Annotated in this window: 12 protein-coding genes and 1 riboswitch; of the genes, 5 read left to right on the top strand and 7 right to left on the bottom strand. The window is 58.4% G+C overall.

From position 1 onward, the window contains the following. Positions 1 to 452: biotin/lipoyl-containing protein (locus CORTU0001_RS08510; RefSeq protein ID WP_005328981.1), on the bottom strand; the 452-nt coding region annotated here is incomplete at its 3' end. 125 nt (positions 453 to 577) lie between these two features. Between CORTU0001_RS08510 and CORTU0001_RS08505 the strand changes: the two genes are divergently transcribed. Continuing rightward, entirely contained in the window at positions 578 to 988 is a 411-nt protein-coding gene (locus CORTU0001_RS08505) for a hypothetical protein (RefSeq protein ID WP_005328980.1), read from the top strand. On the opposite strand, the gene thiC is transcribed toward CORTU0001_RS08505, so the two are convergent. The 3 genes from thiC to CORTU0001_RS08490 all read right to left on the bottom strand — a co-directional run bounded on the left by thiC (position 980) and on the right by CORTU0001_RS08490 (position 5,249). Then, a complete protein-coding gene (thiC, locus tag CORTU0001_RS08500; RefSeq protein WP_005328979.1) occupies positions 980 to 2,761 on the bottom strand; it encodes a phosphomethylpyrimidine synthase ThiC in 1,782 nt (593 codons plus the stop codon). The two genes, CORTU0001_RS08505 and thiC, sit on opposite strands and share 9 nt — an antisense overlap. Further along, positions 2,760 to 2,870: riboswitch (TPP riboswitch) on the bottom strand. It overlaps the preceding gene by 2 nt. Positions 2,871 to 3,186: 316 nt before the next feature. Beyond that, the gene (locus tag CORTU0001_RS08495) at positions 3,187 to 3,723 is read right to left on the bottom strand and encodes an isochorismatase family protein (protein WP_005328956.1); all 537 of its coding nucleotides are present in this window, start codon (positions 3,721 to 3,723) and stop codon (positions 3,187 to 3,189) included. Between the two features lie 38 nt (positions 3,724 to 3,761). Then, a complete protein-coding gene (locus CORTU0001_RS08490) occupies positions 3,762 to 5,249 on the bottom strand; it encodes a leucyl aminopeptidase (protein WP_005328954.1) in 1,488 nt (495 codons plus the stop codon). A 103-nt stretch (positions 5,250 to 5,352) separates the two neighbouring features. Here CORTU0001_RS08490 and CORTU0001_RS08485 point away from each other — a divergent pair, with 103 nt between their 5' ends. After that, positions 5,353 to 6,450, top strand: a complete 1,098-nt coding sequence (locus CORTU0001_RS08485) for a branched-chain amino acid aminotransferase (RefSeq protein ID WP_034668554.1) — start codon at positions 5,353 to 5,355, stop codon at positions 6,448 to 6,450. A gap of 8 nt (positions 6,451 to 6,458) precedes the next feature. Here the strand turns inward: CORTU0001_RS08485 and CORTU0001_RS08480 are convergent, their stop codons facing one another. Next, on the bottom strand, positions 6,459 to 7,253 hold the full coding sequence (locus CORTU0001_RS08480) for a nicotinate-nucleotide--dimethylbenzimidazole phosphoribosyltransferase (protein ID WP_005328951.1): 795 nt from the start codon (positions 7,251 to 7,253) through the stop codon (positions 6,459 to 6,461). Positions 7,254 to 7,264: 11 nt separating this feature from the next. Continuing rightward, a complete protein-coding gene (locus CORTU0001_RS08475) occupies positions 7,265 to 7,957 on the bottom strand; it encodes a DUF3043 domain-containing protein (protein WP_005328950.1) in 693 nt (230 codons plus the stop codon). Positions 7,958 to 8,098: 141 nt separating this feature from the next. Here CORTU0001_RS08475 and CORTU0001_RS08470 point away from each other — a divergent pair, with 141 nt between their 5' ends. Continuing rightward, on the top strand, positions 8,099 to 8,443 hold the full coding sequence (locus tag CORTU0001_RS08470) for a HesB/IscA family protein (RefSeq protein ID WP_005324455.1): 345 nt from the start codon (positions 8,099 to 8,101) through the stop codon (positions 8,441 to 8,443). 65 nt (positions 8,444 to 8,508) lie between these two features. Here the strand turns inward: CORTU0001_RS08470 and asnB are convergent, their stop codons facing one another. After that, positions 8,509 to 10,431 (bottom strand): asparagine synthase (glutamine-hydrolyzing), encoded by a 1,923-nt coding sequence (gene asnB, locus CORTU0001_RS08465; protein WP_005328948.1) that lies wholly within the window; start codon positions 10,429 to 10,431, stop codon positions 8,509 to 8,511. Between the two features lie 390 nt (positions 10,432 to 10,821). Between asnB and ctaC the strand changes: the two genes are divergently transcribed. Continuing rightward, the gene (gene ctaC / locus CORTU0001_RS08460) at positions 10,822 to 11,895 is read left to right on the top strand and encodes an aa3-type cytochrome oxidase subunit II (protein WP_005328947.1); all 1,074 of its coding nucleotides are present in this window, start codon (positions 10,822 to 10,824) and stop codon (positions 11,893 to 11,895) included. A 19-nt stretch (positions 11,896 to 11,914) separates the two neighbouring features. Next, complete coding sequence (gene ctaF / locus CORTU0001_RS08455; RefSeq protein ID WP_005328946.1) at positions 11,915 to 12,346, top strand: aa3-type cytochrome oxidase subunit IV; 432 nt, start codon at positions 11,915 to 11,917, stop codon at positions 12,344 to 12,346. The last annotated feature ends 50 nt before the right edge of the window (positions 12,347 to 12,396 follow it).

The following is a 12,396-nucleotide window of genomic DNA, read 5'->3' as shown; positions in this document are numbered from 1 at the left end:
AGTGGTTCGTCTACCTCGACGGTGTCGCCAACGGACTTCAGCCACTGGGTGATGGTGCCTTCGGTGACGGATTCGCCGAGTTCTGGCATTTCCACGTCGGCTGCGTCGCCGGAGCCGCCGTTGGAGGAGTCAGCCTTCGGCTCTTCCTTCTTTTCTTCTGCTTCTTCCTCGCCCTTATCAGCGGAGGAGTCGTTGGATGCGGAGCCTGCCTCATCCTCGTCACCGATAATGGCGATGACTTCGCCAACCTCGATGGTGTCATCCTCGTCAGCCTTAATTTCAATAATGGTGCCGGCTACGGGGGAGGGGATTTCGGTATCGACCTTGTCGGTGGAGACCTCGAGCAATGGTTCGTCTACCTCGACGGTATCGCCGACGGACTTGAGCCACTGCGTGATGGTGCCTTCGGTTACGGATTCGCCCAGCTCGGGCATCTCAACGGAGTTCGCCATGAGTTATAAGACTCCTCGAAAGTTGGAAGTGTTCTATCGCTACCCGACAATCTTACAGCGTGATGCTCACCCTCGTGCAGATGTGGGGTTAGTAACTACCCTCCTTCCGGGTAAGCTAGGCAATTATGTTCAACCCTTTCCGCCGCAATAAGTCCAGATCGTCGCTGCGACCACCCCGCGGACCGGGGGAGACCGTCCGCCCGGAAGACGCGCAGGATCTGCAACAGTGGGCCGCCGGAAAGGCTTTTGTAGAAGCCTTTGTGGAGCCGGAAACGGTAGTCAATGAGATGTCCGTTGTTGTTGTGGATGAAAACGGCGAGTTCATTCGCCGTCGTATCGGCGGGCCAAAGGGCATCGATGCGGTGGCCAAACTTTTGAGCTGCGATATTTATGATGTAGAAGAAACCGGCTATCCGCAGCGCATGCGCGATCGCATGGAAAGGCAGCGCATCTTGCGCAAAAGGGAAGAGCAAAGGCAACGCCGCGCCCGATTTGAGCGCGGCGAAAATCCCGATACAGGGCGAGAGCTAAGCTAGGTCAGCATCCTCGCGTACATAAATTTGAGACCCGTTGCGGCGGAATTCGGCGGATTTTTCCTGCATACCTTCCTCAGGTGCTGAGCCGTGGGCTGCCGCGTGGACCTGCTCGCCCAGCGTCGGCATGCCCAGCTCGGCCATTTGCCCGCCGAACATCTCGCGGATGTCTTGGCTAATGCGCATGGAGCAGAACTTCGGCCCACACATGGAACAAAAGTGTGCGGTCTTTGCTGGCTCAGCAGGCAACGTTTCATCGTGATAGGCCTGCGCGGTCTCTGGGTCGAGGGAGAGCGCAAATTGGTCATTCCAGCGAAATTCAAAGCGGGCCTTGCTCATGGCATCGTCCCAAGCGCGGGCGCCTGGATGTCCCTTGGCCACGTCCGCTGAATGCGCCGCAATCTTATAAGTAATGACGCCAGTTTTTACATCATCGCGGTTGGGCAGTCCCAAGTGCTCCTTCGGCGTGACATAGCACAACATGGCTGTACCACCCATTGCGATATGGGCGGCACCGATGGCGGAAGTGATGTGATCATAGCCAGGGGCGATATCGGTAACTAGAGGGCCGAGGGTATAGAAGGGGGCATCTGAAGCCCAGTCCTGTTCGAGTTCGTTGTTTTCTTGAATCATGTTGAGCGGCACGTGTCCGGGGCCTTCCACCATGACTTGGACGTCATACTCCCAGGCGCGGCGGGTAAGCTCGCCGATAGTCTTTAGCTCTGCAAATTGGGCGGCGTCGTTGGCATCGGCAAGGCTGCCGGGGCGCAGGCCGTCGCCAAGCGAAAATGCAACATCGTATTGAGCGAAAATCTCGCACAGCTCATCGAAGTGCTCGTACAGAAATGACTCTTTGTGGTGAGCAAGGCACCATCCCGCCATGATGGAGCCACCGCGGCTGACAATGCCGGTCACGCGATTGCTTGCTAGCGGTACATACGCCAAGAGCACACCGGCGTGAATGGTCATATAGTCCACACCCTGCTCGCATTGCTCGATGACGGTATCGCGGAAGATTTCCCAGGTCAGATCCTCTGCCACGCCATTGACCTTTTCCAATGCTTGGTAAATAGGCACGGTGCCAATGGGAACTGGGGAATTGCGCAGAATCCACTCGCGGGTGGTGTGGATATCGTCACCAGTGGAAAGATCCATTACGGTGTCCGCGCCCCACTGGGTAGCCCAGCGCAGTTTGGACACTTCTTCCTCGATGGAGGAGGTAACCGCGGAGTTACCAATATTGGCGTTGATTTTGGTGAGAAATTTTCGCCCAATGATCATGGGCTCAGACTCGGGGTGGTTGACATTATTAGGGATAATGGCGCGGCCGCGAGCTACCTCAGCGCGAACGAATTCCGGATCGCAGTGCTCACGCAGTGCTACGAATTCCATTTCGCGGGTGATGATTCCTTGGCGAGCGTAGTGCATTTGAGTTACGCGGCGCCCGAGCTGAGCCTTAAGCGGCGGGCGCTTAGAGCCATTCCACTCTTGGGAAGACGCCCCGCGGCGCTGTGCGGCACGTCCATCGTCAGCCAGCTCGCGGCCGCGACCGGCGTACTCTTTGGTATCTCCGCGCTCGCTAATCCACTCGCTGCGCAGGGCCGGTAGCCCCACTTCAGGTGCGCATTCTGGCCCACGCGTGCGGTAGACGCGGAAGGGCTCATTGGGGCCTTGTGGGGAATCATCCAGTTGGATTTCGGTCTCTGGAACTTCTAGACCGTCGTGGTGAATGGGGGAATAGGAATGCTTAGGGTGGTTTTCTGGGGCAGCCGTCATGGCAAGCGCTCCTCTCTTCCTTCGTAGGTATTAACCAAACAGGTTCGAACGGTCTATGCGCAGCTTTAGCGCACTCTCAGCCCGTGCTCGGGCACCCGTGGGGACGCAGATCACCCTATAACAATCGTCTCGCGTAGCGCAGAGCTTTCGCCAATTTGGTGGAGACGCATTTGCCGAGGTGAGGTAGTAGGAGCCTTGGTGGCACAATTCAACAGGAAACTTTCAGGTACTTGACACCCGGATCCAATATCGGCATTCCATACTTAATTCATGCGTTTGAGAGAGCGCATGCGAGAGAGATAGAGAGAACCCCTCCCGTTTCCAGAGGGCGGCTACTTTAGCCGATACATGGAAACACCTTGTAGAGAGACGCCAGCGGCCCTCGGACCACATTCGGTTCGAGGGCCGTAGGCGTTTTCCTGTGTTTAGCAGATGATGGCGCCGGCGGCGGCCAACTCTTGCAACGCGGCCTCGCCGCGGGCTTCGTCCACTGGGGAGCAATATTCACGCAATACGCGGACGGCAAAGCCCTCTTTAAGGGCGTCGGCGGCCGTGGCACGCACGCAGTGATCGGTGGCAATGCCCACGATATCCACGGCGTCAATGTGGCGCTCGCGCAGCCAGTCAGCGAGCAAGGTGCCGTTTGCAGCGCCTTCGAATCCGGAATAGGCGGCGGTGTATTCGCCCTTGCGGAAGTAGGCTTGCGCCGGCCCGATGGCCTCATGCATGGCTGCGCCGTGGGACTCGGCTACGCAGTGCACCGGCCAAGAATCGACAAAATCCGGGTCCTTTGAAAAGTGAGAACCCGGATCGATGTGCCAATCCTGCGTGGCTACGACGGTTTCGTAGCCCTGTTGCAGGGAGGCGATTTTTGCAGCGACCTCATTGCCCCGCTCGGTGCCTAAGGCACCGCCGGGGCAGAAGTCATGTTGTACGTCAACGATGATTAAAGCAGGCTTCATGCTTCTAGGATTCTAAACGCACTAAGCCTGCTGTGGTGCTACTTTGATTCAGCAATCTCGCGCAGGGCGGCAACCACCGTGCGGGTAGGCACGCCCGTGCCCATCTTCGGCGTGTACCCATAGGCACCAGTGGTGTTGAAGGAAGGGCCTGCCACGTCGATATGAGCCCATTCGATTCCCTCGCCCACGAAGTGCTGGAGGTAGGTGCCGGCGTATTCCATGCCGCCCTCACGCTTGGCGTTGATATTGCGGATATCGGCGCTGGCGGACTTCACGGATTCCTCGTGTTCTTCTAGCAAAGGCATGGCCCATGCCTTTTCGCCCACCTCTCGGCCAATCTCGGCCATGCGATCGCGGAATTCTTCCGAGCCCATCACGCCGGCGGTGCGCTCACCCAGGGCGACCATCTGGGCGCCGGTCAAGGTGGCGGTTTCGATGAGGTAATCGGGGATGTCCTCGCTGGCGCGCGCAATGGCGTCGGCAAGCACAAGGCGGCCCTCCGCGTCAGTGTTGAGAACCTCGGAGGTAATGCCGCCGTAGTGGGTGATGACATCGCCTGGGCGGGTAGCATCGCTGCCCGGCATGTTTTCCGCCAGCGGCAGGGTAGCGGTGATGCCCACCTTGAGGTTCAGTTTTGCCGCGGCGATGATGGCGGCGGCCATTGCAGCGGAACCGCCCATGTCAGAAATCATGTCCCACATCTTGGCGCCCGGCTTCAGGGAAATTCCGCCGGTGTCGAAGGTGATTCCCTTGCCCACCAGAGCGACGTGGCGCTTGGCCTTCTTCGGCTTCCAGCTCAAGCGGACCAAGCGCGGCGGGCGGGCGGATCCGCGACCGACGGCCATGATGCCACCAAAGCCCTGCTTTTCCAGCGCCTTTTCATCCAAGACCTCGACTTCAAGGCCGGCCTCTGCTGCTTGGGCAGAGAGGAATTCGGCATACGTTTCTGGGTAGAGCAGGTTGGAAGGGGTATTGACCAGATCGCGAGCGATGAGGACGGACTCGGCGGTTATCTTGGCGCTGTCGAATTCCTCTTGTGCGGACTTTTCCGCCACCACGGTGAAAGTGGTGGTTTCCGCGGCCGACTCGGAGCGCAGGCCAGAGTACTTATAGCCGCCGAGGATGAGGCCTTCTACCACTGGGGCGACGCCAAAATCGCCTAGCGAGGTGGCTACGGCCCCCACCTTGGTGATGGAACGCGCGGCCTGGCCGGCAGCGCGGCGCAGCGTCTCATCGTCTACTTCTTCCGCATCGCCCAAGCCAACGGCGATGATGGAGGCCACGCCCGCCTTGGCCGGAGCCGGCACGCGCGTAACCTCACCGGCCTTGCCAGAGGCCCCTACGGCCACCAATGCTTCATAAGTGGAGCGTAGCGCTGCGCCCCCAAGCAGATCGGTGCCTGGCAGCTCAAGGCCGCCTTCGCCCTCGAATGCAGCGATCAGCAGTGCTTCTGCTTTCTTAGGAACCTTCTTTCCCAGCTTTACCTGGGGAAAGTGGCCGCGTGCGGGTAGATCGGTCTGTGCCATTGTGTCCTCCTTTATGGAAAGGCTTATCAATCTTCCCTCCACTGTACCGCGCGGCGATGAACTTATTCCTGCCTCGCTATAGATAAAGGGGTAGATTGTGGGCATGCTTGATTACACGATAACTCGTACCGATAACCCCACGTCCGCGGAAGAATTGAGAGAGATCCTCGCCAACCCCGGCTTTGGCAAGCACTTTACGGACCACATGGTCACCATTGACTGGACCGAAGAAAAGGGCTGGCACGATGCTCAGGTGCGCCCGTACGGACCGATGACCATGGAACCTGCCAGCAACGTATTCCATTATGGGCAGGCAATCTTTGAAGGCATCAAGGCCTACCGTCAGCCGGATGGTTCTATCGCTACCTTCCGGCCGGACCACAATGCGCAGCGCTTTATCAATTCTGCTGAGCGCCTGGCTATGCCCGAGCTTCCGCAGGAAGATTTCATTGAGTCCCTGCGCCAATTGGTGGAGGTGGATCAGGACTGGGTACCAGAAGCCGGCGGGGAAGCAGCGCTGTACCTGCGCCCGTTTATGATTTCCACCGAGGTCTCCTTGGGCGTTCACCCCGCCAATTCCTACCGCTACGTGCTCATTGCCTCCCCAGCGGGCTCCTATTTCAGCGGCGGGATTAAACCAGTTTCGGTGTGGCTGTCCACTGACTACGTGCGCGCAGCACCCGGTGGCACCGGCGCGGCCAAGTTTACGGGCAACTACGCAGGCTCGCTCTTGGCGCAGGCCCAGGCGGATGAAAAGGGCTGTGACCAGGTGGTCTGGTTGGACGCCATCGAGCGCCGCTACATCGAGGAGATGGGCGGAATGAACCTGATGTTTGTATATGGCTCTGGTGATAGCGCGGAGATTGTTACACCAGAACTATCGGGTTCCTTGCTGCCCGGCATTACCCGCGAATCCCTATTGCAGGTAGCCCAGGATTTGGGCTACAAGGTCACCGAGCGCCGCATCACCACCGAAGAGTGGCAGCGCGATGCCGAATCCGGCGCTATGTCAGAGGTCTTTGCCTGTGGCACTGCCGCAGTTATCACTCCGGTGGGCCACGTGATGGGAGACTCTGCCGACTTCCAGGTCAATGGCAACGAAGCGGGTGAGATCACCATGGCCCTGCGCGAGCGCCTCACCGGAATCCAGCGCGGCGCAGTGGAGGATACCCACGGTTGGCTCCATACCCTAGTGAAGTAGCCCCCCGCTTAGGCGTCCGCGGCGATCTCCACTCCGGTGAGCAGCATCGGCAGCGCCGCGAGCGCGCCGAGTGCAGGTTGTGGCTCCATTCCCAGTTCCATCAGGGGGTGGAGCCCTAGCTTTTCCAGCGCCAACTTGTGTGCAGGGGCAGTGGATAGGGTGGTGGCGAAGAGCCATTCTTTAACACCAGGATTATCGCGCTCGGCAAGGAGCGCGGCGGTGGCGGTCAAGGGGGCATCGATAAGCAGGGGCGTACGGCGCTCCGCGGCCTGGGTAATAAACCCCACCGTGGCTGCTAGAACCGCAGACTGGCACGATTCAACCAGCTCCATGCCTTCGAGGTTGCGGGCGCGGAACATAGCGTCCCGGATAGCGCAAACCTCGCGCTTCCAGTCTTCTACGCTGCGCTGCTTGCCGACGATCACTACTGGCTCCGTCTGCGTCATCGTTGCCATTACCACGGCCGGTACTCGGGCGAGCTCTTCGCCGCCGGGAATGAGTAGGTCAGCCCCGGCATCAATTTCCGCATCCGCTGTTGCGGCTCCAAGGCTGTAGGCCTGGGAATAATCCGTCACGGTGACTACATTCAGCCCGGCCTCGGCGCGACGCGCAGCGGTCTCAGCGGCCGAAAGTGAGGTCTCTTGATCCGCGAAAATCACGGCCCGCACGCGCCGCGGCTCACGGGCAGGTGCCGCGCCTTGGCAAGCAGCCAGCCATTGAGCGGCGTCGGTCAGGCGCCCCCAAGGGGCGAGCTGTGCGTCCTGTGCGGTATGTGCCTGCTTATCGGGCTGCGGAATGGCCATGAGTAGTCCCCCTAAACGTCAGCGCCGAGCTCCACGCGGGGGCGCGGGATGCGCCACTTGCGCGGCTGGCTGGCGCGAGAATACGCATAAAAGCCAAGGCTAAAGCCGGCTTCGGTGGTGCCAGGGAACTTGGCGCGCACGGCATTATTGCAGCGGCGGGCCAAAATGACGCCCTCGATGGCGAAGATCACGAGGATGACCATCGCTACCGCGTTGATGATTGTTGCAATGCTGGGTACCGCGTAGGTCAAGAACATGACCACGATGAGTACCAAGGCCATCGGCATGACCCAGTTGCTCAGGCTGCGGCGGGCATCCACCCAATCGCGTACATAGGCGCGCACTTGACCCTGGTCGCGGGCGGGCAGGAAGCGCGGATCGCCTTCTGCCATGCGGGCCTGCTGCTCGCGATTGGCCTGCTGGCGCTCTTGGCGCTCCTTCTTCTTATATTCCTTCCACTCGTCCTTGCTCATGGACTTCTTCATGTCCTTGCGATGCTGGTAACGCTGTGCATCGGACATGCCATGGGGATCGCGCTTTACGCCGCGCGCAATCTCTTGCTCTGAGCGCTTTGGCGTAGGACGACCCTTCGGTGGGGTATAGCCCTTGCGCTGGGGCTCTTCCTGAACTTCTGCCTGAGCTTTGTCCTGTACAGGAGCAGGCTCAGTGGAGGTCTTGTCATCTTTTTGCCACGGGAGTTTCACGTTCCTCACACTACAAGGTTTAGGTGTGAATAGGGGAATAGGCCCGGCCCAGATGGTGTTGTAGGTATGGGCTACCTTTTCCCACCTGAACTAAGCGGGTAGGGTAGTGGCAACGATTCCAATACTTATTGAGGAGAAGTGATGACCGCTCCAGCTTCCGCAACCGGCGTCATTCTGACTGAAGCAGCAGCCGCAAAGGCAAAGGCGCTGCTTGATCAGGAAGGCCGCGACGATCTCTCCCTGCGCATTGCCGTCCAGCCTGGTGGCTGCGCTGGCCTGCGCTACCAGCTCTACTTTGATGACCGCACCTTGGATGGTGACAAGGTTGACCAGGTAGGCGGCGTAAACCTCGTTGTGGACAAAATGTCCGTTCCCTACCTGACCGGTGCCAAGATTGACTTCGCAGACACCATCGAGTCCCAGGGTTTCACCATTGATAACCCGAATGCCACCGGCTCTTGCGCTTGTGGCGATTCCTTCAACTAAATAGAAGGACAGAAAAGAGAGTGGGTGCCAGTGGTACCCACCCTCTTTTTGTGTGTGGAAGGCTCTTAGAGCTTGACTGGGTAGTCGCGCTGCTCGATCTGCGGATCGATGCGCTTTTCCACAAAGATGCCGTGCCAGATCATAAAGGACAGAACGGTCCACAAGCGGCGGGAGTGATCGGAAACGCCATCTCGGTGCTCCTTGAGCATCTCGAGAACTTCCTTCTTATTGAAGATGTCCTCGGTTTGGGATTCATTGATGGTGTCTTGGGCCCAGCCATAAAGCTCATCGCCGGCCAGCCAGTGACGCATCGGCACTGGGAAGCCTAGCTTCTTGCGATGCAGAACATGCGCCGGGACGATCTGCTCCATGGCCTTGCGCAGGGCGTACTTGGTGGTGCCGTGAGAAATCTTCAGGTCATAAGGGATGGACTCGGCAACCTTGAAGACTTCCTTGTCTAGGAATGGCACGCGCAGCTCCAGCGAGTTGGCCATATTGATCTTATCGGCCTTGACCAGGATGTCACCGCGCATCCAGGTGAATAGGTCCAAATGCTGCATGCGGGCAACCGGATCAAAGTCCTCGGACTGGGCGTAGATGGGGGCGGTAACCTCGCGGTGGTCCCATTCGTGCTTTGCCCACGGGATAACGCGCTGCATCTGCTCAAAGTTGAAAGAACGAGCGTTGCCGTAGTAGCGCTCTTCCATCGTCATCGAGCCGCGATTAAGCAGCGACTTGCCCTTCATGCCCTCTGGCAGAACCTGGGAGAGCTTGCCCAGTCCGCGACGCAGTGGGGAAGGGATCTTCTCAAACGGGGCGAGGGACAGTGGTTCCTTGTAGATGGTGTAGCCGCCAAAGAGCTCGTCCGCGCCCTCGCCGGAAAGAACTACCTTGACGTGTTTGCGGGCCTCCTGCGCCACAAAGTACAGCGGCACCAGCGAGGGGTCAGCCACCGGATTGTCCAAGTACCACATGATCTTCGGGATGGACTCGGCATATTCTTCGGGGGAGACAATCTTGACGATGTGCTCCACACCAATAGCTTCCGCGGACTCCGCTGCGACATCGACCTCAGAATAGCCCTCGCGCTCAAAGCCGGTAGTAAAAGTCAGTAGATCCGGGTTGTGGCGCTTGGCCAGGGTGGCAATAGCGGTGGAGTCAATGCCGCCAGATAGGAAGGAACCCACGGTGACGTCGGCGCGCATGTGCTTAGCGACGGAATCTTCCAGCGCTTCTGCAATGCGGTTAAATAGCTGCTGCTCTTCGCCTTGCTTTACCTGCTGCACAGGGAAGCGAGGCTTGAAGTAGCGCTCGGCGACAACGTCTTCGCCCGGGCGAAGGGTAACCGTGCAGCCGGATTCAACGCGGCGAATATTCGCGTGGAGGGATTCTGGCTCCGGGACGTACTGCAGGTCGACGTAGTGCTCAATGGCGCGTCGGTCAAGGTTGAGCTCTAGACCAATCTCGTCCGCCATTTCAAGGATGCACTTCATCTCCGAAGCGAAAACGGTGCCCGCCTCGGTAGTGGCGTAATACAGCGGCTTAATGCCAAATTGGTCACGAGCAGCAAACATCGTTTTGGTGTGGGTATCCCAGATGACGATGCCGAACATGCCGCGCAGGTGGTTGACTACGTCCTTGCCCCAGTGGTGGTAGCCCACCACGATGGGCTCGCCATCGCCCTCGGTGTGGAAGGTGTAGCCGAGACCCTTGAGCTCCTCGCGCAGCTCCACGTAGTTGTAGATTTCACCATTAAAGGTCATGGCGTAGCGGTCGGGCTGGTCCTCTGGGCCCCAGCGGAGGGGCTGATGGGAATGCTCCAGGTCAATAATGGACAGGCGGTTGAAGCCGAAAGCGGCATCGCCGTCATGCCACGTGCCGGCCGCATCTGGGCCGCGGTGGCGCATGCAGGGCAGGGAACGTTCCAGCGCGTCAACGTACTTATCTACGTTGCCTGTGGCGGCGAGCATGCCAAGAAGTCCGCACATGAAAAGATTGCTCCTTATATATAAGCGTCTATTGCTAGTCACCCACTTTACGGCCAGAGAGCGTGAAACCAGAACACGCCACGGCTTAAGGAAACCTGCCGACTGCCTTGGAATTAGCTTCCCCGATAGGGGTGCGAACTTTCGGATGATGGTTCCGTCCGATTCCTGTGAATTGGCGCACATGGATTCTGTGGCTGCTGGGGGTGCGGTTGGAACATTGTGCAGGTGGGGCGGTAACCTACCAGAAAGAGAATATGAAATGAGTGCACTAGGTGCCCTTTTACGCCTTTAAACAGGCTGGGAATCTGGCAATTATCCTCTATTCTGATTGGGTAAGAGTGCTCTGTGAGTATTCGAGAAGTTTTGTGTGGACAGAAAGGCAGAACACACGTGGGACAGCGTAATAAGCGCACCTTTGCCCGCAAGGCGGGCGTAGCTGGCGCACTTGCCCTGGGTGGACTCGCTCTGGCAGGTTGTGACGTTCAGGCGCCAACTGCTGTAGAGAACCTCCTGGGATTCGGTTGGCCGAAGGGTATTACCCCTGAGGCAGAGGCCATGTACAACTTCTGGATTTGGGTCTGGGTTGCTGCATGGATCGTTGGTTTTATTATGTGGGGCCTGTTCCTCACCGCAATCTTCCGCTGGAGCGCGAAGAAGGCAAAGAAGGATGGCAAGGGCGAGTTCCCGCGCCAGATTCAGTACAACGTTCCGCTGGAGATGGTTCTGACCATCGTCCCGATCCTCATCATTATGGGCCTGTTCTTCTTTACCGTTCAGACTCAGCAGAAGGTCACCGCCTTGGATAAGGATCCGAAGGTTGTCGTTGACGTTACTGCGTTCCAGTGGAACTGGAAGTTCGGTTACGCCGAGAATCACGTCAATGGTGAGAACTACGACGGTGCCGACAAGGAGCGTCAGGCTGAGGCAGAGAAGACCGCTCACGACCCTGAGGGTGTAGATAACCCGAACCCAATCCACGGCAAGTCCATGGGCGACCTTTCCTACTTGAACTACAACAAGATTGAGACCGTCGGTACCACCGAAGAGGTTCCGGTTCTGGTTCTTCCTTCCGATACTGCGATTGAGTTCCGCCTCGCTTCCGGCGACGTGTCCCACGCATTCTGGGTACCGGAGTTCTTGTTTAAGCGCGACGTCTACGCACACCCAGAGGCAAACGCTCAGGAGCGTAGCTTCCAGGTGGAAAAGATTGAGAAGCAGGGCGCATTCGTTGGCCGTTGTGCCGAGATGTGCGGTACCTACCACTCGATGATGAACTTCGAAATTCGCGTTGTCTCTCCGGAGGACTTCAACACCTACCTGAAGTTCCGCGAGGACAACCCAGATGCCACCAATGCGGAGGCCCTGGAAGAAATCGGCCAGGACCCATACGCGGTAACCACCCACCCGTTCTCCGGCGAGCGTGATACCGCTAAGGGTGACAACTACGTGAACACCGCGGCATAAGAGATAAGGACACAACACAATGCGTGCAACATCGAAAGTCTTTTACTCAATCGCGACGTACCTTCTTGTCTCGCTGATTGTCTACATCTTCGGCGTCACCTTCGTTAAGGACGACGGCTACCTCTACGGTGCCGAGTGGGTTGGCATCGTGGGCATGTTCCTCGCCTTCCTGCTGTGCATGATGCTGGGTGCTTACCTTCACTTCACTGATGACCGCAGTGACGTCCTGCCAGAGGATTGGGAAGAGGCAGAAACTGAAGATGCCGCTGGTATCCTTGGTTTCTTCTCCCCAGGCTCCATCTGGCCGCTGGCTATGACTGGCGCCATTGGCCTCCTCGGCTTGGGAATCATTTTCCTCTACTTCTGGCTGATTGCCCTCGGCGCTGTCTGCCTCATCGCGGCCTGCACCGGCCTGTCCCTGCAGTACGGCCTACCGAAGGAAAAGCACTAATTCCTCGATGTAAGGGAATCCCTGCCTAAAACTTCTCCGCCCTCCTAGTT

Source organism: Corynebacterium tuberculostearicum SK141, from assembly GCF_000175635.1.
GTDB lineage: Bacteria > Actinomycetota > Actinomycetes > Mycobacteriales > Mycobacteriaceae > Corynebacterium > Corynebacterium tuberculostearicum_C.
Note: the sequence above shows the minus strand (reverse complement) of the source record. Positions and strands in the feature narration are given on the sequence as shown.